Source organism: Amycolatopsis sp. NPDC033938 (genome assembly GCF_055575975.1).
In genome coordinates, this window is sequence record NZ_JBVIRO010000024.1 from 52610 (window position 1) to 76698 (window position 24089).

The 24089-nt window shown below is 69.1% G+C and carries 11 protein-coding genes; all 11 read right to left on the reverse strand.

Going from position 1 to position 24089, the window contains the following annotated elements; genetic code table 11:
- Positions 1-258, reverse strand: a complete 258-nt coding sequence (locus tag ACZ5ZX_RS37360) for a hypothetical protein (protein ID WP_465506704.1) — start codon at positions 256-258, stop codon at positions 1-3.
- A 115-nt stretch (positions 259-373) separates the two neighbouring features.
- The gene (locus ACZ5ZX_RS37365) at positions 374-799 is read right to left on the reverse strand and encodes a hypothetical protein (protein WP_465506705.1); all 426 of its coding nucleotides are present in this window, start codon (positions 797-799) and stop codon (positions 374-376) included.
- Between the two features lie 314 nt (positions 800-1113).
- Positions 1114-16413: a WXG100-like domain-containing protein gene (locus ACZ5ZX_RS37370; RefSeq protein ID WP_465506706.1), complete on the reverse strand. Its 15300-nt coding sequence runs from the start codon at positions 16411-16413 to the stop codon at positions 1114-1116.
- Between the two features lie 564 nt (positions 16414-16977).
- Positions 16978-18081, reverse strand: a complete 1104-nt coding sequence (locus ACZ5ZX_RS37375; RefSeq protein ID WP_465506707.1) for a hypothetical protein — start codon at positions 18079-18081, stop codon at positions 16978-16980.
- A gap of 66 nt (positions 18082-18147) precedes the next feature.
- Positions 18148-18465, reverse strand: a complete 318-nt coding sequence (locus tag ACZ5ZX_RS37380) for a hypothetical protein (protein WP_465506708.1) — start codon at positions 18463-18465, stop codon at positions 18148-18150.
- A gap of 10 nt (positions 18466-18475) precedes the next feature.
- Positions 18476-20446, reverse strand: a complete 1971-nt coding sequence (locus ACZ5ZX_RS37385) for a hypothetical protein (protein WP_465506709.1) — start codon at positions 20444-20446, stop codon at positions 18476-18478.
- Positions 20447-20452: 6 nt separating this feature from the next.
- Positions 20453-20863: a YbaB/EbfC family nucleoid-associated protein gene (locus ACZ5ZX_RS37390; RefSeq protein ID WP_465506710.1), complete on the reverse strand. Its 411-nt coding sequence runs from the start codon at positions 20861-20863 to the stop codon at positions 20453-20455.
- Entirely contained in the window at positions 20802-22892 is a 2091-nt protein-coding gene (locus tag ACZ5ZX_RS37395; RefSeq protein ID WP_465506711.1) for a hypothetical protein, read from the reverse strand. The genes ACZ5ZX_RS37390 and ACZ5ZX_RS37395 overlap by 62 nt, the downstream gene beginning before the upstream one ends.
- Positions 22893-22898: 6 nt before the next feature.
- Positions 22899-23339: a hypothetical protein gene (locus tag ACZ5ZX_RS37400; protein ID WP_465506712.1), complete on the reverse strand. Its 441-nt coding sequence runs from the start codon at positions 23337-23339 to the stop codon at positions 22899-22901.
- A gap of 33 nt (positions 23340-23372) precedes the next feature.
- On the reverse strand, positions 23373-23672 hold the full coding sequence (locus ACZ5ZX_RS37405) for a WXG100 family type VII secretion target (protein ID WP_465506713.1): 300 nt from the start codon (positions 23670-23672) through the stop codon (positions 23373-23375).
- 33 nt (positions 23673-23705) lie between these two features.
- Positions 23706-24044, reverse strand: a complete 339-nt coding sequence (locus ACZ5ZX_RS37410) for a WXG100 family type VII secretion target (protein ID WP_465506714.1) — start codon at positions 24042-24044, stop codon at positions 23706-23708.
- Positions 24045-24089 lie beyond the last annotated feature (45 nt).

A 24089-nucleotide genomic window follows, 5' to 3' on the forward strand; every position in this document is an offset into this window, starting at 1 on the left:
TCAGGCGGAGGCGCGGGTCAGTTCGTCCCAGGTGATGTGCCCGAGCAGGACGTCCTGGATGGTGTAGCGGGGCGTGGGTTCGAACTCGGCGATGGCCGCGGATCCGCCTGCCCTCGGCAGCCCGGCGGCCGCGGCGATCCGGCCGCCGAGTTCACCCGCGTCCAGGTCACGGATGTCGTCGCGGGAGACGTAGACGGCGACCATGTCCTCTTCGGACCGGGCCGGGCGACCGTGGAGACCTCGGATTCGTAGCGACACGTCAACTCCTTGGTGTCGAGCGGTTCTGCGACTCTGGATTCAGTAAACGGCACCCGTGTCCCGGTCACCATGAACAACCACCAGCAGAAGAACCGGAAGGAAGGTCCCGCCGGGGTCAGCCCGCGCTCCACACCGGCGCCCGCTCGGCCCCCGGTGGCTCCAGCACGAATCCGGCCGCGCGCCCGACGACGTCCGGAGGCACCGGCGCCGCTGTCCGCCCCCGCCCCCGGAGGTGACCGAGCAGGTCCGGCTCCGGGGCCAGCCCGTGGTGCTCCAGGTAGTAGGTGACGGTGTCGGTCCAGATCCACGTCCCGTCGGTGCGGAAGTTGGCGGGCACGACCGCGGTCCGGTCCGGGTCGACGACGTCGTCGAGCAACGACGGGGTGAGGAGCACCGGCGTGCCACCCTCCAGATACGCGACGAGGGCCCGCAGTTCCTCCGGGTCCTCGATCCGGGGATGGCCGGGCGCGAAGCCCGGTCCCGTTTCGGGGTCGACGAAGTCGAACACCCTGGCCAGCGTGAACTCTTCCGCTGTGGTCATCGGGTACCTCCTGGTGACGGGCGTGGGTTCACCTCAGCAGACCGCACCGAAACTTCCGGCACCAGGCAGGAGAGGCGGCAGAACCGCCCGGCGGTTCCGTCCCTGCGCGACCCCGGGAGTCCCGGCGAACTCGAGATCTTGCCGGAAGGAGGCTGTCCGGCTTGTGCGGTTTTGCGCGCGGGTCGTGAGTGGCGATGAGGGTTCTAACCCGAATCGCCACTCACGACCCCCTACGGAGCCGCACATAGCGTCCTCAACCGGACACCGAGTCCCCGGAAAGGTGTCCCTTGTGGACAGTCAAGAGCCGGGCGAGGCTATGTGACTTCGCCGGGGCCCTGAGGCGACCCCGGGGGCACCAAGGCCTCGAAGATGCTGTCCGCCGAGGACACGAGTGGTGCGGGCTCCGGCTCCACCCCCAGATATCGTGCGACGGTCTGTGACGAGTCCTTGATCTCGTTCCAGGCGTCGTGCCGGGCGGTCACCAGCTCGGTCAGGCGCTCCACCTGCTGCCGCGCGTCGAGGAACGGGGCGACCTTGATCCGGAACACCTCCCAGCCGCTCAGCTCGTACTTTTCGCGCCGGGCGGGGTCCAGCAGACTCCCGCCGAACAACTCTTCTTCGTCGGTGACCGGCTGACCACCGCTTTGGTACTCGGAGAGTATCGACGTCAGCCGCTCCGCCAATTCGGTCCGCGAAGACGAACGGCCGGCGTCGAGATTGTGCGCGAAGCTGTACCGGCCGACGTAGCTTTGATGGACGACCGCGCGATCGCCCCGCAACTCCAGATAGAAGGCGTGTGTCGACCCGGTGCTCACCCATACGCCGACGTCCTGGCCGCCGTTGATCACGTCCGTCAACTCGGACACGGTCGCTTTGGCAGGCTCGCCCACCGGGTCGTGTGCCACCTCGAACAGCAGATTGGCCGTCTGGCCGCACATACCCGTGAGGCCACCGTCCGCAAACGTGCGGTAGAGGTCCGACAGCCGGGCGTCCGGATCCGCGTCGCAAGCGGACCACAGCACCCCGAGCGGCTCCATCGTCCGCATCTCGAGTTCGAACAGATTCACCCCGAGACCGTTCGCCACGTCTTCGAAGACACGGGCGGTCACCGACGTGGTCACCTCGGCCCGCGAAAGCTCCAGCCTCTGCCGCAGAGCCGGAATCCCTCCGTCCGGTGACGAGGACACGGCGAGCGCCCAGAGTTCTTTCAGCGCTTCGTCGGGGGAATCGATGTCCATCCCCGCGCGGGCCGCGAGGTCGAGCATCTCGTCCCGGTTCGCGCGGCTGGAGAACGGCGTCGGTTTGGCCAGCCGGTCGAGCGCCGTCAGGATCTCCTTTTCCCCGGGGTCGAGCTCGTCGACGTCGAACAGGCCGAGTGCGCGCCGGTTCTCGGCGGCTTCCATCCCGCCGGGCTGACCGATCTCCCTGCCGGGAATCACCTCGAAGTCGTAACCGTGCGCGTTCTTGAACGCCTCGAGGTAGGTGACGAGGTCGTCCGCTTCGGCCTTGGTCGTGTTCTTCGCGCCCCGCCCGTAGAGGTCACCCCAGTTGACCACCACCTTGGACACGTCCTCCCACGAGAGTCCGCCGTGCACCTGCGCCTCGAAATAGTGCCCGACCGCCGCGAAGCCTTCCCTTTCGATATCCCTGCGGAGCTCGCGGTCGTATTTGAAGTCGGTGATGCCGCCCAAAGCGAGCCGCACGTTGTCCTCGTGGCCGTACGCCAGCAGCCCGAACAGATGCCGGCCGTCGGTGGCGGACTCGACGCCCATGAGTCCCTCGGCGGCACTGTCCCTCGGCGTGAACGTCGAACGTTCCCGTACGTCCTCTTTCAGGTACATCACGGTGGTGCCGTAGGGATAGGCACCACCCTTCTGGAGCGATGAGTTCAAGGCGGCGTAAAGCGGCATCTCGGCGGGGGCGGTCGGGTCGAAATCGGCGGTACGGTCACCGGACTTCGCCGGATCACCCTTGACCCGGTTCAGCACGTCCCCGTAGCCCAGTCGCTCCTCGACCCAGCCGCGACCGGCACGGAACGCGGTCCCCGTCGTGAGACCCGTCTCCCAGTACGTCGGGAACCGGTCACGAGCGGTCAGGAACTCCGCCCAGGTGGGCGCATACCCGTCAGGGTCCTTCGGCATACCCTCGGGCGCGCGTGCGAAGTCGACGTTGCGGGCGAGCGCCATCGACTGCAGATGCCAGTGCACGGCGTCCAGGAGCAGCTCCATGGCGTCCTGATCGTCAACCGGGTAGCGGGTGCGCGAAGTGGTGTTCAGCTCGCGGATACGGTCGAGCGCGGCCGCTCGGTGGGTCTCGTGGAGGCGTTCTCCCCGTTCGGCGGCGATGGCCAGCGCGTTCCGCTGCGCGGCCGTCAACGGATGTCGACCGGACGAGTCGCGCGGCGCGACCGGGGCGTCCTGTTCTTCGCCGTCGAGCCGCACCGCGCCGTCGAGGCCGCGGACGGATTTCCCGGCCGAGTATCCGGGCGGCAGTGCCGTCGTGCGCCAGGTTTTCCCTTCCTCCACCACGATATGCGCGCCGATCGGCCGCGCTCGTCCGGCGGAGCCGGACAGCCGCATCCAGTTCCCCTTCGGTGCGACGACCGGCCGTCTGTCCGCGTCGACACCCACGTTCCCGGTCACCACGAGGTGACCCGATCCGGCCGGATCGGTCACGTTGGGCACGAAGTACACCGGGCCGTCCGGCGCGACGGCGTCGACCTCGATACCCCGCTCCCGCAAGTGGGACAGCACCTGGGCCGCGAACGACTTGTCGCCCCCGCGACCGGCACCGCACGACGCGAACATCAACGGCTTCTCGCCGTCCCACCGGCCCTCGTCCTTGGCGGCCACCAGCATCGCGGCCACCTCGGACGGGCTCAGCGGCGTACTTCCCGCACCAGGGGCACTGTGGACGGGAGCGCCGTTCACGTCACCGTGCGCGAGAAAGGTGAAGAACCTGTCGTCCGCCGCGAAGCCGTCGGCGACCTCGGCCAGCCGCGGATCGTCCAGCCTGATCCCGCGGTTTCCGTCGAGCGGGACAGTGGCGACGACCGGGTCCGGCCGCACCGTGATGACCGCCCGGCGACGGCGTTCCTCCGGTGTCGAGCGCGGATCGTCCGGGGCGCCGGTGAGATCACGCCCCTTCGACTTCGCCGCCACCCGGATCGTCGGGGCGCCGTCGACGACGGCGTCCCCGTCGGAGGCGACCTTGACCAACTGGTCGTTTCCTTGGAGGCGGCGCAGTTCTTCGCCGATCTCCTCGACCAGCATGGCCGAGACCACGTCGGCGCGTTCCTTCCCCTTCTTGATCGCACCGCCCGGTACGGCGAAACTGCCGTTGCCGTACCCCGTGACGGTCACCGCCGGAATCGGCAGATCGTTGGCCTTACGCCAGATCGCCGCTCTCGCGACCCGGGTCGCGACGGAACGGAACGTCTGCACGTCGGACTCGCGGGGCCTGCTCGATCCGGAATCGAACGAAACCTGCGCGGACCACGGGTTCGCGGCACCCTGACCACCCGAGACCACGACGGTCATCAGGTTCGGCATCATGAACAGTTCCGGATCGTGGTAAGCCGCCCAATGCTCGTGGAACGAGTCACCGGGTTCCTTGCTGTAGGCCACGAAGTGCCAGTTGTCACGCTCTTTCGGCCACGTGGCGAGGTTGTAGACACCACCGGCCGCTTCGTTGTACGCGCGCTGTGTCACCGGATCGTCGGGACCGTGGGAAGCCCGTGCTTCCGCCAGCGCCCGAAGCTTTTTGACCACATAGATCTTCAACTCGATCTCCGCGACAGCGGGCGACGAGTCCTGTTTCGCCCTCCGCAGATCGGCGTCGAACCACGTTTCGAGGTCGTCCCACAAGCCGTCGTGGTCGCGCAGAGCCCGCTCGATCGCCTCGTCGACCAGGGGAGTGCGAAGTCTTCCCTGTGGCGTGTTCTCCAGGGTGAGGTTGAACCGGCCGTCCAGGCTCGTCGCGACGACGGCCGCGAAGTGGTATCCGAAGGGAGCGCCTTCGTTCTCGATCCCCTTGGCGAAGTCACGGCTCATCGACACGGTGCCGTCGGCGTCGTCGAAGGGAATGGAATTGGCGCAGTACGCTTCCCCGACCGACGGCCAGGCACGCTCGTTGACACCACTGTCCCGCGCCGCCTGATCCATCTTCGCCCGGCGCGCGGCGTTCGACAGCTGATAACTCATCGCGCTGCCATAGGCACGCCCGGGACGGGGCGCGCCGGTCCCGCCACCGGTCGGCCTGACGTCCTTGGCCACCTGCGCCACGGCCCAGCGCGGATCCACCGGATCCGTGCGGTCTTCGGCCTGTGCCGCCATCGCCTCGGCGAGTTCGCGGACCCCGGTCACTTCGACACCGTTGGTGGTACTGACGTTCCCGACCGCTGCGTCGCCGTTCTCGTTCCTGAAGATCGCGATGTCCGGCAGTGCGCCCAAGACCTCTTGCGCCATGTCACGGCAGATATGGGACGGCTTGTCCCAGAACTCGACGCTCACCTTGTTCAGCCGGTGTTCGATCCCGTCGCGTTCGACCACCAGGACCACGTCGTCGTGGACCACGAGGCCGATGTTGCTGTCGGCTCGCAGCAACGCGGCCCGGGAGGCGGCCACCACGTCGGGAACGGCGAAGAACTCCTTCGAGCTCTCCCCCGCGCCCACGGCGATCGAAAGGTCGCCGGCCACCCGCAGCGGGATGTGATCCGACTCGACGGTCTCCTGAAGCGGTACGACGAAAGGGGTCGAGCGGGAGGTCTCCGCCAGGGACACACCAGACGGATAGGTGAAGGCGGGCCCGGCCGCCGGATCGGTCCGCTCGATGCGGAACTTCGTCGTCACCTCGACCTGTTTCCGAGGCGCCCGAAGGTGTGCGACCGCGATGTCGGAGCCCTCGATCCGGACCTGGTGCCGATCCGCGTCACCGTCCGCTTCATCACGGACGGAAAGGTGAATGCTGCGCAGCAGCTGATAGCTCTGCACGTGGTCCAGCTCGGTTCGCGCGGAGACCAGGTCGTCGACCATCCGCCGCATCGTGTTCACGAGGACCTGGTTCTGGACGGCGTCGCCGCCCGACACCACGATCGAAGGCACCGGCCCGAACATCTGGGGAACCACGAGATAGACGTAGGCGACCTCGGTCATGTACCGGGCGACGCGATGCAGCTCATGCAGCTGCGCGCCGGTCAGCCGGCCCGAGCCTTCGGTGAAATCGATCGTCACCGGGGTCAGGAGATCGTCGTACTCCTGCCGGTCGTCCGGTTCCGAGTGCTCGCTGACGGGGTGGCTGTCCTGCTCGCCGGCACTGTCGTCGGGAGCGAGCATGAAGAACACGGACTCCCCTTGCGAGTCCTCGGTGCCCAGGTCGATCGAACCGTCCCAGAGCACGTCGTCCACCTGATGAGCGATCGCTTGCGCACGCAACGCTTCCCAGTCGAGCTCCGCATAGTCCACAAAGGACTCGACCGGGCTGTCGGCCGCCGCGTGGGGGTCGCCGTCGGCGATCACCCGCGGCGTGTTCCCGGGCGTGAAGCGGATCAGCGGTTCGTCGCCCTGCCTGCCGAGCCCGGCGGTATAGCCGAGCGGCAGGGTGTGCGCCACGAAATCGAGCAGTGGCGCGTCCAGCTCCACATCGTCGGTCAGCACCGAGGCGGTGCCGTCCGGGCGGCGGATGTGGTGCGAGTCGGTACCGATCACCGGGGCCCAGCCGTCGTCGGTCATCACGTGCACGACACCGCCGACCACCCGATGTCCGGCGGGAAGGGAGTCCGCCAGCGTGCTGTACTCGGTCATCCGTTGCCGGTAACGGTGCTCGATCCGTTCCCACACTCGGGGCGGCAGGGCGGTCAGGTCCGGGAGCCGGGGTTCGAAACGAGCGGCCAGTCCGATCGCCTGCTCCGGCATGCCGAGGTGGACGTCCCACGTCGTGACCGTGCCCGCCGCGAGGCCGGGAGACGCCTGCCGCCCGCCCCGGAGCAGCGCGCGGATCGACTCCGGGTTCACCGGCCGCAGGTCGAACGCCACGCCCGCGGCGTCCGCGGCCCGCTGGAGCCCTGCTTGGGACTCCGTGCCGATCCCGAAGTCCCGCTCGATCTCCGCCGAGACCGCCGACGGGCCGGGCCGGTGCGGCACCGGCCTCGAAGCCGTCCTGGCCTCCAGGTCGCGGGTGGCCAGGTATTCGCCGTCCGCGGTACGGACGATCCGGACCGGCCGCCGCCCCTCGGGGCCGTACCCGAGATCGTCCCCGTTCTCGGTCACGACGTGCAGCCGGACTCCGAAGGCTTCGGCGATCTTCGCCGCCGTGGCGCCCCCGAGCGCCGTGCCCAGCTCGCGCAGTTCCGCCTGCCGTAGCGACGATTCGGGGGCGACGGCGGCGGCGATCGCGGCGACCAGGTTCCCGGTGACCGGCTTTCCTCCCACCGGCACCGCCGTTTTGCCGAGCCGGGTGAGGGTGTCGTGCTGCGCGGTGGTGAGGCCTGGGTGCGCCGGAACCGGGACCGTGGCCAGGAAGTCGGCCGACGACGACAAGACCACCGTCACCGGTTCGCCGTGCTCCGGGCCGAGTTCGACGGTCGTTCCGTCCTCGGTCAGCACCCGCAACCGGACGTCCAGCGCGACCGCGATCTCCTCCGGGGTGGCGTGTTCCCGCGGTTCTGCCCGGTGCTCCGGGGAACCGGCCGCCCGCGTGCGGGCGATCGCCTCGACGAGGTTCGACGCCAAGGTGTCGCCCCCGACCCGGACCGCTTCCCGTCGTTCCTGACCGAGCGTGGCGCGCTGCGCGTCCGTCAGCCCGTCGTCCGCGGCGGGCCGGACACCCGGCAGCGCGTCCTGACCAGGGTCGGTGAGCCGGTATCCCGGGCCCAGCTGGCTGTGCAGGACGTGCTGGATCATCCAGGTGTGGCGCGGCAGCAGTTTCGGCGTCACACCGGGTGTGACCACGCCCTGGCCCATGATGCTTTCGTCACCGGTGACGACACCGGTCGTACCGTCGTCCTCACGGCTGAGGAACACCCGGTCCTCGTCGTGCTCCTCGTCGCCCGCGCCGAGGTAGTGCAGCAGCTCGTGCGCCAGTTCCTCCGGGGTGGCGTCGGTCCGCCAGGTGGTCTGGGTGGTGCGTTCGTCGTCACCGGCGACGACGTCGTACGCGCGGTACCGGGGGTCGCCGTCCCGGCCGGTCAGCCGGTCGTCGGTGAACTCGACCCGGACGTGCAGCTGGTCACCGTTCGGCAGGCCGTGGCGTTTGTTGAGCAGCTTCTCGACACCGGCCGCGGCGCGCTCCCGCAGGCGCGCGAGCTGCTCGTCGGTGACCCCGCGGCCCGGTACGAGGTTGATCGGCACGGTGAACTCGGTGACCCCGCGTCCGTCGACCACGAATCGGCTGACGCCGTACCGGATCACCCCGTCGTATCGTTTGTCCTTTTCGGACAACAGCGTGGTCAGCACGTCGGCGGTCTCGGTGGCCACCGACCGCCTCGGCGTGGTCGCCCGCAGCGGTTCCCACTGGGCCGGGTCGAGCGGTTTCGCCACCGAGAACCACGGCGCGTCGGTGGCCCGGCTGTGCCGCCACTTCTCGTCTTCGGGAGAGCCGGGCGGTGCCGTGAGCCGCGCGAATTCGGCGTCCAGCGCGCCTTTCGCCAGCCACCAGGCGTCCTGTTTGGCGTCCACGAAGTCCAGCCACGCGGCCTGCAACTCCGCCTGGGTGCGGACCAGTTGCTCGGCCGCGGCGACGAGCTGTTCCTTCGCCTCCGTCGCCGAGGCTTCGGCGACGGCCAGGGTTTCCCGTCGTTCCGCGAGTACCTCGCGGAACAGGTCACGCCGGATCTTCGCGTCGGCGCGCTTCCGGATCAGCCGCCGGACGTCGTCCAGCGCCGCGGCGAGATCCTCGTTCTCCTCGGCGAGATCCACCCGTCCGCGTGCCGCCGCCAGTTCGGAAGAGCGCACCCGGAAGAGGCGGTCCGCGTCGGCGGCGCCACGGGCGAGGTCGTCGAGATCGACGGACCCGGTCTTCAGCCCGGCCAGCACCGCGTCGGTCGCCGAGGACACCCGGTCGTGGTGGAGCCGAGCCGCTTCGGCGACGCTTTCGGCTTCCCGCAGGGCTTTCTCGGTCTCGCGGGCGTAACGGTGGTGCCGTTCCTCCAGCGTGCCGGGACGGCGGACCCTGGCCGCGTCGACCGTGGCCTTCCAGTCGACGCCGACGACGCCGAGCTCTTTGACCAGCTGTCCGGCCTGACGCCGGTGGCCCTCGGCCCCGACTTCGGCGTCCCGCCACGCCTTCGCGGTCCTGGCGACCCGTCCCTGCCGTGCCTTCAGCACGCGCGGCGTCTTCCGGCCGGTGACGTCGGCCAGCCCCTCGATCGGCATCCGCACATCCGCCGAGCCGGGCAGGGAGAGGTCCACGACCTCGGTCCGGCCGTCGACCTTGACCACGATCCGGTAGTCCACGTCGAAGCGCACCAGCGCGGTCCGCCCGACCGGTTTGAGGTTCGCGACGGCGGACACGGTCGTGCCGTCGACCGTGGCGTCGGCGGGCTCACTGGTCCACCGTGCGTCGACGCCGGTGACCAGGCCCCCGATGTTGTCCTTCTCGTCGACCGGTGTGACGGTGGGTCCGGTGACGCCCATCTCGCCCGCCTCGGCGACCTTCCGTTCGGCCGAGCGGGCCGTCGTCGAGTTCTTCGGGTTCTCCAGGTTGACGCCGTCGCTCAACGCGATCGTGCGCGGTTTGCCGAGCCGGGCGTGCACTTCGACGTCCGCCCGCTTGCCCCGGAGGACGGCCGCCTCGCGCAAGGCGGGCACGGGCAGGCTCTTCGCCGTCATGGTCGGCAGGAAGGCCTGCAGCACCTGAGGACTCAGGCTCGACCAGAGCGCGTTGACCGGCGCGGTGCCGTAGCCGGTGATCCCGCTGTCCGCCCCGGCCTTGGTGAGGGTGTCGCGTACGACGTCGCGCAGCCGCGCGGCGGCGCGCACGGATTCGACCGAAGCCATGTCCGGCAGTTCGGTGACGCTGCCCTGCCGCCATTCCGCCAGTGCGGTGGGGGTGACTTCCGCCGCGGACAGCGGATTCGGCCCGGTGTCCTCCTCCGCGTCCGGCTCCCGGCCGGTGCCGACGGTCAGGTTGTCGGCGGGCAGCCGGATGCCCAGCGTCCGCTCCCCCGTACCCGCCGACGCGACGGTTTCGCCGTCCCGCCGCACCTCCAGGGTGAACTCGATCGGCACGTCGAACAGCGCGGCCGGGCCGGTCGCGGTCCGCAGCCACGTTTCCTGTTCGGTGCGGACCTCCGTGGTGCCGGTGACCTTGACCGCACCGATCCCCCTGGTGACCGCGCCGCCGACCGACGTCGTCGTGTCGCCCTGGTACTTCTCCTGCCCGCCCGCGCGCAACGCCGCCGACCACGCTTTGGCCGTGCTGTCGCCGTGACTGGTCCGTACCGCGCGAACGGTGCTGTGTTCGACGGTCCGGCCGTCGTTGACCACCTCGCGGAAAGCCGGATCGCCCAGCGTTTTCGCGGTCAGCAGGAGCTGGTATCCGCTGCCGGTGAACAGTTTCGGGAGATGGGTGTGCAGCGGGACGCCGCCGTCCAGCGCGCTGTCCACCAGTCCCCGCACGCCGTCCGGTGAGACGAGGCCGGTGAGCCTCGCCCAGTTGTGCATCGCGTCGTCCAAGGACACACCCGGCAGCAGCGGGATCTTGGCCTTGGCCAGCTCGGCGGACAGCTTCGGCACGAGATCGGACAGCTCGGGCAGCCGCTCGACGGTGCCCAGTCCCAGCGCGCCGGGCTTGCCCTTCGGCAGTGTCGAAAGAGGCGCGAGCCGCTCGTCGCGGTCCCGTGGGCCCGCGGGACCGGCGGGCAGGAGACCGTGTGCCCTGGCCTGGTCCTCGGTGAGCCACACCAGCGCCGCACCGGGAAGGTGGACGGAGCGGGCGGCGATGCGGGCGTCCGGGCGGATCAGCGCGGTCTGTTGCCGTGCCTCGGCGAGCACGGTGAAGTCGATGTCGAAGCGGGCCAGTACCCGCGGTGTCCCGGCGGCCGTCGTCAGGTTGCGGTCGACGACCGCGGAGATGTCGAGGCCGTCGGCCTTCGTGGTCGTCTTCGCCCACGGTTTGCCGGACAGGCCGCCGGTCGCGGAGCCGGTGGGATCGTCGTTCACCGAGCCGCTGCCCGCCACCCCCGCGGTGACCACCGGACCCGTGCCCTTGCTCGTACCGCTCTCGAACCGGAAGCCGCCCGACGTGGATCGTTCGGCGGCCGCGTCGTCGGCCACCCGGACCAAAGTGGGCTCGCTCAGTTTCGCGTGGACGCCGATCCTGCCGACGCGGTCCGCCAGGCGACGGTGGTGGACGAGGTCGGCGCCGACCACACCGCGGGTGAACGACCGCAGCGCCGCCTTGATGGTGTCGGTGCTCAGCATCGCCTGCACCTCGGTCCAGGCGTCGCTGCCGGGCAGCGCCAGCGCCCGGTCGCCTTCCGAAGCCTCCACCAGCGCTTCCAGTGCCGCCGCGCCGACGTATCCGGTGTGGGCGATGCTTTCCACCCCGATCCAGTCGTCGACGTCGGAGGGCGGGAGCTCCTGGAAGTGGCCGGTGATCGACCGCGGCGGGTCGAGCTCGCGCACCTTCGGCTCGCCGGGCGCGACCTGGCCGGCTTCGGCGGGCAGGGTCAGGCTGTCCGACATCCACACGGTGAAGGCGGCCGGAAGCGGGACGGACCCGTCTTCGGCCTCGTCCGGCGTGGTCCAGATCCGCCGGAGGGCAGGCACCTGGATGCCCGGCAGTCCCGGCAGCATCTGCCGGGCGGTCGTGTTCAACCGGGAGAAACCGGTGATGGTGACGACGAACCGGCCCTCGTGCTCGAAGCCCTCCGAATCGGCGCTGCCGATGTTGAGCTCGGTCGAGTCGGTGACCGGCCCCGCGCCGGTCCGGGTGCCGCTGGTACTTCCGTACTTCGCCGAAGCCGTCACGGTCGCCCCGAAGGTCACCTTGCCTTCGGGTCCGGCCGTCCATCCCTTGTTCGTCGCGGAGGAGGCGCCGAGCGCCGGACCGGTACTCGTGGCGTTGCGGACCATCCGTCCGGTCGCGCGCCCGATGTGCTTGGGACGCTTCGACTCCAGCCGCACCGTGATGGTGACGTTGTCCTGCCACAGGACACCCTGGCGTTTGAGCGTCACCGACACCCCGGCACCCAGCAGCGCGTCCAGCCGGTTGCGCAGTGCCGCCGGGGACAACGTGGCCTGAAGCCGGTGCTCGTTGGCCAGCATCTCCAGTGTCCGCGCCGCACCCGCGCGTTTCGCCCGCGTACCCGTCCAGCCGGGCAGCAGATCCCGGTAGTGGCCGGCTTCCTGGAGCTTGCCGCGGATTTCCGTCAGCACGGCCTCGGCGCCGGTGAAGGCACCGACGCGTACGTTGCCCGCCGCGAGCCCCGCGGCCAGCTGCGCGGGCGGGAACTTCTCGGCCGACGGGGGTGTGATCCCGTCGCCGGTGCCCTCCGGGACCGGCAGGCCCCGCGCCGCGGCTTCGGCCATCCCCAGCCGGGCGTAGACCGTCGCCGTGGTCGTGGTCTCCCGGCCGTCCAGTGCCTGCACCACGATCGTGGTCTCGAGCCGGTAGAGACCGATGTCGCCGTTGAGCTGGACACCCGATTTCACCGTCGCGGTCCGGCCGGACACGACGGTGTCCACCGTTCGCGCGGAATAGCCACCGCCGACCCCGGCGGCGATCTTCGTCCCCCCGACACCGCCACCGCCGCCGAACGAGACGGACGCGTCGAATCCTCGTTTGGTGAAGGCGGAAACGGTGGAGGCGGTGGTCGTGGACTCGTGCAGCCGAAGCTGCGTCCCGGTGGTGGCGCCGACGAATTCGGCCCTGGTCGGCACGGCCTTCATCCGCACCGCCGCCACTTCGCCGCCGTCCGCGCTGAGCAGGGCGGGCGAGCTGACCCAGCCCTCCAGCATGGCGCCGAAGTTCTCCCGGATACCGGCGGTCCCGAGGAAGGCGCGCAGCGCGTCCCGGCCGGGGGCGCCGAACGCGGTGACCGTCCGGTGCAGCAGCCTCGCCGTCGGGGTGAACACGTCACCGAGATCGGTGACCGCCTCCGGGACCGGATTCTGGAGTTCGCGCCCGACGTCGGCGTCCAGCTCCTTAGCGGTCAGCCCGGCAGGTGGCGTGAGCCCGACCAGATCGTCCGGTAGCCGCACGGTGACCTGCCCGGGAACGGGCCTCGGCCGGTCTTCACCAAGGGCCTCGACGCCGTTCTCGTCGAGGACGCCGACGGTGAACTCGACCTTCAGGTCCACCCGGCGGGAGCCCGCTCCGGACCGGATCGCCCGCTGGTCCGAAGTGGACGTCGAGACGGTCTGCGTCGTCCCGGGCGCCGCCAGCGCGACCTTGCCGCCGACGGTGAGATACGGGCCGGTCGGCGCCTGCACGGTCACCGCCGTCCCGAGGTCACCGGCCTGGAGGCCGGCGAGGTTCTCCGCGTTCGCGGTGCCGCCCTGGACGGTGAGATCCGCCTTGGTCTTCTCCCTCGGCCCGCTCACCACGTCACCGACGATCGTGGCCCGGATCCGGACCTCCCGCCTGACCTTGTCCATGCGCAGCGGGAAATGCAGGCCGCTCAGGGCGGACTCGAAGTCGTCGCGGACGGCGTTCCTGATCGCGTCGAGCTGATCCGGCTCGGCACCGGGCAGCAACCGGGTCAGTTCGTCGCGGAGTCCGTCCGTCCCCGAGACCTCGAGCACCGGCGCGGAACCGAGGGCCTGACCGGAGGCGAGGAACGGCGGCAGATCCGCGCGGGTCAGGTCCCGCTCGCCCGGTTCGGTTTCGGCGGTGGTGGCTTCAGTGGCTTCAGTGGTTTCGGCCGTCGTTTCGGCCGGCGCCTGGGGACGAGCAGGCAACGGGTCGGCGAAGACGAGCCGGGGCGGCTGTCCCGGATCGAAGCGGATGAGCGGCTCGGCGTCCGGTACGCCTTCCTGATGGCGCTCGACGATGTCACTGAAGATCTTTTCCTGGAACTCACCTTGCGGGGACCAGTACATATGCGCGCCGTGCTGCACGCCCATGTTCCGCTTGGTCAGCAGCTCGACGACGTCCTCGTAATCGGAGGTCGTGAGCGACGAACCGTCGTCGACACACCGAATGTGGTACACGTCGTGGTCGCCGGTGATCGGGCGGAAGTCACCGCTTTCGGTCTTGGCCTGGACGATTCCGTCCACGACGCGATAGCGGCCCTGTTCCGCCAGCCCGGCCATTTCTTCCGAAAGCGCTTGGAATTCTTTTTCCCGGTTGGCGAATCTGGCCTCGATCTTCTTCCGCGTCTCCGGCGGAAGATCGGCCAGGTTCTTCGGCAGCTCCGGCTTGAAAAAGCCGACCAGCCCGACAGAGTCCCGCACGTCGGCCAGATACGTATCGAGCTCGCCGATCGTCTTGGCCTTGATGTCCTTCGGCTTCGGCACCGCGCCCTGTTCGAGCCAGCGGACCGAATCCGGGTTCGTCGGCCGGACGTCGAACACCACGTTCGACCAGTCCGCGAGCCATTGGAACCGCTGCTGGTTCACCAGCGGGAAGCCGAATTCGTCGACCAGCCGCCGCGGTGTCAGCGGTTCGCCACCGCCGGGATGCGGCGACGTCCATTCCTCTTCCCGCAGCTCCATCGGCCGCGGCGCGGGGGTGACCTCCGATTCCAGGCCGTCGAAAAGGTCTTCCACGAACGGTTTGCCGAGATCCGGCTCGATCGAAGGCGCCGGCGCGCTTTCGGTCTCGATGACCGCCGGTTCGACCTGGGCGGCCGCGGCCGAAGTCGAGCCGACGGCCGGTTCGTCCGAAGTGGTGCGCAACGGACTGGGACGGGTGCGCGGCCGTTCCTCGTCCTCCTCCTCGACGGTCCCGGCGTCGGACGAGGTCCGCACGGCGGTGGGCGCGGCCTCGGCCACTTCGGTTTCGGCGTTCGTCTTGCCGGACGAGCTCGTCTTGACTTCCGACGGCGGCTTGGTGTCCGAAGTGGACTTCGAACCGGAAGGTGCTTTGGTGTCGGAAGTCGCTTTCGTATCGGAGGAAGTCTTGGTGTCAGAGGAAGCCTTGGTGTCGGCGGGGCTTCTCGTGTCCGAAGTGGACTTCGCATCGGAGTTGGAAGACCTGCTCGACACGACCGTCGGCGACGGGGCCGATTCGCTCTTGGTCTCGGGTGAAGGAGCCGCCGAAAGATCGCCGAGTGAACCCGCCCCGCCGAAACCCCCCTTCATCGACGTGATCGCCGAGTCGAGGGCGCGTTCCCCGATCCCCTCGAGTTTGTGACTGACCGCGCCGCCGACCACACCGCCGGCGAACCCCATCCCGTATTCCGCGGCGGACACGGACTCACCGTTGAGCGCGGCCATCGCCGCCTGGCTCATCACCCCGGAGACACCCTCGAAGAGGAAGACCGTGCTGTACTCGAAGGCCTTGGCTGCGAGGTTGCCGCCGAGCCGGTCGGCCGCGTTGCGGGTCAGGACGTCCGGCACGTGCTCGGTGAGCAGGCCGACCGCGTCCTTGCCCAGTTTGTCATTGTGCGGCGCGAGAACCTTGCTCAGGCTGTCGTTGAAGGCCCCGCTGCCGCCGAGGCCGTGTTTGCTCCAGCTGTCCACGAAGGTGCGCGCGTAGTCGCGGCCGAGTTGCCGGGCCGCGTCGTCACCGAGGGTCTTGCCGAACGCGGTGACGAACCGGTCGGCGACCTCGTCGCTGAAGCCCTCGATCGCCCGCTTCGTGAACGCGGTCGCCGGATCGGTGAGCTGTCTGCCCGCCCGGTCGGTCAGCGTCCGGCCGAGGTCACGCACCCAGTCGTCGGCGAGGGCGCCCCCGTTCGGGAGCTTGAGATCCTTGACCAGCTTCAGCAGATCGTCGGTGGCGATCTTGCCGAAGTCCTTGCCCAGCAGGCCGCCGATCTTGCGGCCCAGCTTCTCCCCGAGCTCACCGACGGCGCCGCCGAGCAGCCCGCCGATCGCTCCCGAGATCGCCGTCTGCTTGGTGGTTTCGTCATCCCATTCGGTACGTTCGCGTTGCAGGCGCTGCACGGCGGCGTCGATGATCAGCCCGCCGGTGATGCCGATGAACATCTCGAACACGATCGCCCGCACGAGCATCTTGAACAGGACGAGCAGATAGCCACGGGTGAGGGCGTAATGCCAGGTGAGGTTCGCGAGCGACGCGCCCGCGGTGACGGCGGAGAGGGCGTACTCCATCGCGATCTCGTACGCCAGCAGGAAAAGCTGGCCGATCGCGGAGAATTTCGTGTACTCGACGTCCAGCGCGATCTTGCGGCAGCCGTCGGCGATACCCTTCGTGCCCTCGGCGAGTTCCCCCAACAGGTTCGGTGACCCGCCGGTGAGCGGCTTCATGCTCTTGTCGAACGCCTCACCCGCCTCGGGCATCGACAGCTTCTCGTCGATCGCCCGCTTGACCCTGGCGATGTCGTCCGGAAGCTCGTTCAGCAGTCCCGTGACGGTGTCGTATTCCTGCGCCGCCCGCCGGAACTTGTGCTGGTTCGCGGCAGGCCAGTCGACCCCGAGGATCTGGAGAAGTGTCCGCGCCCACTCCGGCACGTCGCCGAAATCACCGCGATCGACCTTGATGGGCATGGACCACCTCCTGACCGGTTCACCGGAGCCAACGCGGCCCGGGGGCCGAACGGTTCACCGCGCCGAGATCCCGGTCGGCTCTTGACTGTCCATAAGCGACACTTTGCGGGACAAATATGCCCAGCTTGGGCGGCTTGCACAGCTTCGCGAGGGCTCGTGAGCGACTTGGGCTGTTCTCTTCGAGGGCACCCCAAGGTGGCGCGCCCGGGAGGGCCGGACATGTCCCCAATGCGGTATTGGAGACTCGTATTTGTCCACCTACTGGTGTGGAGCTTGTGCGGGTTGCCGACGCGGTCCGAGTGGGGAAGATTCCGGACGTTGAGCGTCCGGAATCTTCCCCGCTCGGTCGCCGGTCCACCGGTCGTGAGCGGACACGAGCTTGATCAACGGAAGATCCGGGACGTTGAGTGTCCCGGATCTTCCGTTGATCAAGGTGCGAGACCGGGCGACGACCGCCACCCTCGTGCAGGTCAGGCGTAGGTACACAAATGCGGGTCCTCCTTCGGGACACGAGATGTCCCGAAAGTGGCTTTCGCGACATGAGGTACCACCCACGACCCCGGCTCACGCCTGGCATTTCGCCTTCACCGTCGCCGCGGCGTGATGCGCGTAGGTCTTGGTGGAACCCGACCAGTCACGGCCCCGGTTGAGCAGCTGGACGGCCAGTTTCGCGCCGTTGATGCGGAACGTGCCGACGTTCACCCACCGGCCGCGGTTGCCGATCTGGTCGACCTGGAACGTCCCGACCGGGGTCCCCTTGTCGACCGCGAACCGGTCGTACACGCGATAGACCGACGGGCTGCCGCCCACCGCGGTCACGTCGCCGTTCGGGACGAACACCGAGACCGCGCAGGAGCCGGCGGTCACCGGGCCGGTGTTGAACGTCCACAGCCCGTACGCGCTCGGGTCGTCCTTGTTCGCGTCGCCGGACATGGGGATCGAGACAAAGGACGCGCCGCAACCGCCGTCGCCGTGGTTCACCCAGCCCGACTTCCCGTCGCTGTACGCGCCGACGCCGGTGAATCCGGTGCCACTGCCGCATCCTCGTCCGGCCATGCCTTCGTAGGTCACCGCCTTGGCACCCGGGGCGGGCGGTCCCTGGGGCTGCTGGGCGGGCGGCGGGGCCTGGTGCTGTTGCGGTGCCTGAGCCGGACCGCCGCCCGCCGCCGGGGGCGGTCCGCCGGGAAGGCCCGCGGTTCCGGGATCGGCGGGAGCCCCCGCCTGGCCGGCCGGTATCCCGTCGGCCACCTGTCCCGGAAGCTGGTTCCCGGGTTGACCGGCGGGGACGCCGCCCGCGTCGGCGGGCGGCGCGGCGAGCCCCGGCACGAACCCGCCGTCCGGCGGAAGGTCCTTCGCGTAGCCAGCCGATCCGGGTCCTTCGCCGGGTTCGGCGTCGCCGAGCAGTCCGCTGAGGGCCATCGGGAGGGCGACCAGCACGACACCGGCGACCGCCGCCGCCACGATCACCGGTTTCGACATCCGGCCCGACGGCGGCGATCCGGCGTCGGCGCCCGCGTCCACGACCGGCGGCACGGCACCGGCCGCGACCGTTTCGGCCGCCGGGGACGGCGTGGTTTCGGTGTCCGCCTTGGTTTCGGGGGCGGCCGGGGCCGCCGCTTCCGCCGTGGCGACCGCGACGCCGGTGGACTCTTCTGCGTCCGAGGGCATGGTGTTCCCGCTTCCTTTACTGGCTGAGGTCGATCAGCGGCCGCCGACACGGCCGCCGGAAGTTCGCTAGCGTTTTAGTCCTCTGTGGACGTTCTCGATGTTCTGGCTCTCCGCCACGGCGAGTTTCGCGGCCATCCCCTTGGTCACGTTGGTCTGGTTGTCGACGACTTCACCGATCGAGACGAAGGCGCCTTCGATCTTCGTGACCGGGTCACCGAGGTTGGTTTTGATCTCCTCGCCCATCTCGTCGTCACCGGCGGCCTCGAAGATCAGGTCCCGGCGATCGCCGCCGAGTTCACTGATCCGGCGCATCTTGGCGCCGATGTCCCGGTATGCCTCGGCAAGGGCTTGCATGGCCCGCGGGTCCGCCCTGAAATCCGTCATGATCCCGCCCTCATCCCGTCGTGGTACCGGTGCTCTGACCGGCGCCTTCACCGAATCCGAAAGTGTGGTCGCGCTGGGTGTCCGCACTCAGCCGGGTGCTTCCGCGGCCGCGAGACCGGCGCCGGCGCCCGCCGAGTACGCCCGGAGCGACGGTCGGGTCGGTGCCCCAGGTCTCCTCGTCCTCGGCGATCCAGGTCGTCCGGTCGCGTTCGGACTTTCCCTGTCCGGCACCGCCCGCCCCACCCGCCGAGGGCGGATGGAACGGCACCCCGCTCCCGTTTCCGGTCCCCGGCGCCGTTTTGGGACCGCCGAGTGTCGGCGGGCTCGCGGGCTTCCCTCCCTGCGATGAGACAGAAGGCGAAGGGAGGTCCGGCGACACCCCGATCCGGCCGCCACCGAGTGCGCCCGGTCCACTGTGGAAACCCGACCGGGGGTCGAACTTCGACATGGTCATGGGCAGCGTGTCAGGAGCACGTAACGGTGGGATCGACGGCGGGTTACGCCGCAACGACTTGAGATACCGCTCCATCGCCGACTCTCCGGGATCGCCGGAGATCTTCGTACCCGGCAGCGGGTATGCCTTGCGCAGCCGGTCTTTCTGCTCCAGGTTCCCGGTTCCCCTCGGTCCGACGATCTCGCCGTTGCCGTTCACCCTGGATCCCGGCGGGACGATGATCGGCCTGCCGTCGGGCCCCAGTACGGGTTTGCCGTCCGGCCCGATGACGGTGCCGTCCCGGCCGACATGGGAACCGGTGGGCACCTTCAGGAAGTTGTTCGGCCCACCCACCTTGGTGATCGGCGGCGGGAACGATCCGCCGGGACCGTTGACACCGACGTGGGTGACCGGCGGTGGTGGCGGCGGCGTGGTGGTGGTGGTGGTGGTGTGCGGGCCGCCGTCCCCGGTCGATCCGTCCCCGCCACCGGGTCCGGCGCCGTCGCCCCCGGACCCCGCCCCGCCGTCCCCGGCACCGCCGGAGCCTCCCGAGAGATTCAGATGGACGGGGGTCCGCAGCGTCGGCAAGTACGGCAGGGACTGGCGGTAGGTCAGGTCGAGCAACCAGGCCACCGCCGTCCCGTTGGCGTCCGCGACCTTCAGGTGTTCCTGCCACACATGTCGCGCGGCGGCCTCCAGCTTCTCGCGCGGAGCGGTGTTGCCTTCGTCCAGCACCCCGCCGAGATAGGTGCTCTTCGGCCAGCCGTCCTTCTCTCTGTCGTACTTGGGGGGAGGATGGGCGGCGAAATCCGCCGCCAGCTCGGGTGCCTGCCAGATCGCGCGCACGACGCCGCTCGGGGTGAACAGCGCCGACCCCGGCGCGGTGACCGAGAACCCCAGTCCGGTGTCATAGGTGAAGCTTTCGCCGCCCTGCCACCGCGCGCGGCCCTCGTCGAGCACTTCCCCGGCCCGTTTCAGCAAGTCACCCGCCACGTGCAGCATCTCCCACGTGGTGAGGTCCTTGGTCAGCTGGGCGACGAGGCCCCGGCATTTCCCGGCGAGCTCGTCCAGCACGTTCCAGAACGCGCCCGCGCCGGTGCCCTGGAAGGCGTCACCGCGGTGGCCGGTCTTGTCCCGCCAGGTTTCCAGCGGGGCGACCTGTGCGGTCAGCCAGTTCGCCACCCCGCCCACGGTGACCGACGCCCGCTCGAAGGTGGCGTGTTTCGCGACCGGGTTCGTTTCGTCCCGCAGGGAGTCGACGACCTTGTTCCCGGTGGTGAAGTAGGTCCCGGCCGCGCTCTCCAGTTCCTTGGTGGGGTCGGCGACGGCGTACCAGGAGGTGAAGAACGTCATGCCTTCCGCGTGGATCAGATTCGTCGGCACCTTGTTGCTGGGGCCGCGAAGATGGGTGTAGACGCGCCACGACAACCACGGCACCCCGAGGATGGTCGACCGCGGCGGCACCATGGGAACCTCGGGATCGCGGGTGAAGATGTTGAGCGCTTCTTCCCACACCCATTTCGTCGTGTCCGGCCCACCCAGCGCCACCGGGGATCAGTCCCTTCCCCTGCCGAAGACGTCCGAAGGCGCCTCTTTCCACAGAGCCGAGAACACCTTGTCGACGTCGGTGCCGCCCGTCATGGCCGCACGGAGGTCGTCGCGCTGGTCCATGAGCGGGCCGAAGACCTCCACGACGGTGTCCGCCATCTCCCGGCGGGCACGTTCCAGCACGTCGAGCAGCGTGCCGGCGAGCTGCTCCGGCGGCATGGTCCGGTACTTCGTGGTGTTGAACTTGAGGCCCACCACGGAGTTCTGCGCGTCCATGGTCACCGTGACCATCCGGTCCGGTGAAGTCGCGGAAGTGGTACGGGACGCGAGTTCGGCCTTCGCCGATTCGATCCGGTCACGCTGATCCCTGAGCGTGACCATGGTCTGGTGAAGTTGCTCCTCCAGCCAGTCGGCCATCGTTTCCTCCCTGTCCGTAGTCGCGTGAGCCGCCGGCACCCCGGACGGCCGTCCTGCCTCGTCGCCTGCGGCCGCCGAGTACCGAAGGCGGCAGCTTCGGATCGGTGCCCCAGGTCTCCTCGTCCTCGGTCAGCCAGGTGGTGCGGTCGCGTTCGCCCTTGTTCTGGTCGCCGCCCGCGCCGGCACCGGCACCGCCCGCGGTCGGCGGATAGAACGGGACACCGCCCATGCCGTTCTGCTGGTTTCCCGTGCCCTGCTGGTTCTTGATCAGCGACGGGCCGCCCTCGGTGGTCACCGGCTTCACCGGCGGCGCGGGCGTCTCATGCCCGCCGGCCGCGCCGAGGCCGCCAGGTGCGCCGATCGGCCCCACGCCGGTCTTCGACACCGACGGTCCACTGTGGAGCGTCGGTGCACCGCCTGCGGAGGTCGACAGCGCCGGGGATCCGAGCAACGTCGGCATCGAGGGGGCGTTGCCGCCGCGCAGGGACTTCAGGTACCGGTCCAGGTCCGACTCTCGCGACTCGTCCTTCTTGACCGGGTCCGGCCGCGCCATCCGGTCCTTCTCGGCGAGCTTGTCCCCCTTGGGCCCGATGATCTCGCCGTTGGGCCCGACCCGGGAGCCCGGCGGCACGACGATCTGCCGTCCGAGCGGGTCGAGCAGTGGCTTCTTGTCCGGCCCGAGCACGACGCCGTCGGGTCCGACGGACGAACCGGACGGCACCTTGAGCGGCTCGTCGGGCTTCGGCGGGGCCGGTGGCGGTTTGGGGCCACCCTTCGGCGGAGGCGGAATCGGCGGGGGCGGCGGGGGCCCGCCGTTGGGTCCCTTCTTGTCCTTGTCGCCCGGAGCGCCCTTGGTGTCCTTGGTGGGATCCGGAATCTTCGGTGGCGCCTTCGAACCGGGCGGCGGCTTGGGCCCGCCACCCGTCCCGGGCGGAGGAGGTGGCGGGGGCGGTCCCTGCGATCCGGGCGGCGGCTTCGGCGGTGCTTTGTGCAGGTTGAGCCGCAGCGGTTCCCTGATCTGCGGCAGGAGCAGCTTCGCGGCGTTGTAGCTCGTCGGGAGGCTCGTCAAAACCGTGGTGGCGGCGGGGTCCAGGACGTTCACGATGTGGTCGATCCACAGTTTCTGCGCCGCGGAAGCGATCCCGTCCCAGAAGGCGGGATTCCTGGCGTCCGCGCCGAGCAGGGTGCTCCTCGGATACCGCTCCCCTCCGGTACCGCTGTAGTCATTTTTCCTGGCCCCTTTCAGGTCCTCCGTGAACTTCGCGGAGGTCCAGATGGCCCTCAGGCAGCCGCCCGGCCAGGCCAGCTGACTACCCGGCAGGTCCAGCGGGCCGAACACACCGGTGTCCCTGGTGAACACCTCGGAGGACATCCACCTCGCGTGGGCTTCCTGGAGTTTCGCGAAGGCCCACTCGAGGCCGCTCTTGCCCTCGTTCGCGGCCGTCGCGGGATCGTCCTTGTGTCCCAACGCGTTCTTGAGCGCGTCCGGCCGGGCACCCAGCTGCCTGACCAGATCGTTGCTCTTGAAGATCAGGCCGTCGAGGACGTCCCGGAAGGCGCCGGCGCCGGTGCCCTGGAAGTCGTCGCCCTTCTTCCCGACCTTGTCCTTCCAGACGGTCAGGTCCGCGGCATGCCGGGTGAGCAGGGCCTTCGTGCCGTTCAACGCGTCGAAGGCCCTGGTGAACGTCCACGGCTGGGCCACCGGGTTGGTGTTGTAGTAGCCCTGCATGGACTCGAGGATGTCGTCCATGTTGCCGTAGAACTTGGTCATCACCGGCGTGAACGCCTCGTAGTTCGCGCTGCCCACCGCCCAGTACTCCATCCACCAGGTCTCGGTGGAAGCGAAGAAGTCCCAGCCTTTGGGGTCGGGGAGGCCGCGGCTTTTGGCGTAGACGTCCCATTTGAGCCACTGGATCCCGGTGATGGTCTCGCGGTCCGGTACGTGGGTGTCCGGCGCGTCGGGATCGACGAAGATCTTGAGGGCTTCTTCCCAAGGCGTCTTCCCTACCTTGGGCTCAGTGGAGGTCATCGCGGATCAGGGGGCCGTACCGCCGCCGCCGGGGGCGGGAGCGGGAGCGGGGGTGGTCGCGAGGATCTCCCCGAGCTGACTCATGTTCAGTTCGGTGGACAGCTTGATGTTCTCGTCCTCACCGCTCATCGCGATCCCCACCACGTAGGTGATGCTCGCGTTCAACTTGATGAGCTGGTTCTTGATCGCGTCGACTTGCGTGTGCAGCGTCGGGCCGGTGCCCGTGGGCGCCTCGTACTTCTCGATCAGCAACCTGGCGGGCTCCCACGACTCGGAACCGGCCAGCAGCCGTCGTCCTCCTTTGGCGCTGCCCACGGTCAGAGCCAGCTCCGCGACGTGCGGATCGGTCTCCAGCTCGTCGACCATCTTCTGCAGTACGTTGCTCTGGAAGTCCCGCAGAAAGCTCACCGTGATCTTGATGTCGCCGCTGTCCGGCTTGTCCGCCACGCCCCTACTCCCTTTCCCGAAAACGGCCCGGAATCAGATCTGGAACTTCGCCCCGATGTTCTTGTCGGTGCGCTGGTAGTTCTCGAAGGACATGGCCAGCGTCTGGTGTCCCTTGGTGAACCGGCCTTCCATGGCCTTGGTCGTGGCGTGCCAGCGGCGCTGCAGGTCCTCGTAGGACGTGGCGCCCTGACCGATCCAGCTGCTGGTCATCGGTTTGATGGCCTGCTCCAGATCGACCAGTGCGGTGTCGATCTGCTTGCTCAGCTGGACCATCCGCTCGGCGAGGTGCGGGACGTTGCCGCTGACCGCGAAACCGTCATAGGGAGCGCTCATGATCGTTTCCTCTCTGAATCAGGGTGGAAGTGGTCAGGTCAGCGCGTCGAAGACGCGGTTGCCCTCGTTGCCGCCGAACGAGTTCAGCGCGGTGAGGTTGATGTCCTCTTCGGCGGTGTTCATGTTCCGGTCGCTCTCGCTGACCAGGTTCTTGATCTCCGTGAGCATGTTGAGCACCTGGATGTAGTCCTGCTCCCACAGTTCGAGCTGGTTGAGGAAGGTCTGGGACGCCGCGCCCTGCCAGTCCGCCCTCAGGTCGCTGCGGACCGTGGTCACTCCCGTGTGGATGGTCTTGCACGAGGACTCGCACTCCTCGATGGCGGCGATGCCGCCCTTCATCCCCGTGTCGGTCTTCTGGAACTGCATGGTCATCTTCTCGCTCGTCCTTCCTCAGGATTTCGCGGACTTTCACCGGTC

What these genes read in the sequence shown, in the direction of transcription:
- ACZ5ZX_RS37365 (WP_465506705.1), bottom strand. Translation starts at nt 799, where the DNA reads ATGACCACAGCGGAAGAGTTCACGCTGGCCAGGGTGTTCGACTTCGTC.
- ACZ5ZX_RS37395 (WP_465506711.1), bottom strand. Translation starts at nt 22,892, where the DNA reads ATGACCTCCACTGAGCCCAAGGTAGGGAAGACGCCTTGGGAAGAAGCC.
- ACZ5ZX_RS37390 (WP_465506710.1), bottom strand. Translation starts at nt 20,863, where the DNA reads ATGGCCGACTGGCTGGAGGAGCAACTTCACCAGACCATGGTCACGCTC.
- ACZ5ZX_RS37370 (WP_465506706.1), bottom strand. Translation starts at nt 16,413, where the DNA reads ATGCCCATCAAGGTCGATCGCGGTGATTTCGGCGACGTGCCGGAGTGG.
- ACZ5ZX_RS37380 (WP_465506708.1), bottom strand. Translation starts at nt 18,465, where the DNA reads ATGACGGATTTCAGGGCGGACCCGCGGGCCATGCAAGCCCTTGCCGAG.
- ACZ5ZX_RS37405 (WP_465506713.1), bottom strand. Translation starts at nt 23,672, where the DNA reads ATGAGCGCTCCCTATGACGGTTTCGCGGTCAGCGGCAACGTCCCGCAC.
- ACZ5ZX_RS37375 (WP_465506707.1), bottom strand. Translation starts at nt 18,081, where the DNA reads ATGCCCTCGGACGCAGAAGAGTCCACCGGCGTCGCGGTCGCCACGGCG.
- ACZ5ZX_RS37410 (WP_465506714.1), bottom strand. Translation starts at nt 24,044, where the DNA reads ATGACCATGCAGTTCCAGAAGACCGACACGGGGATGAAGGGCGGCATC.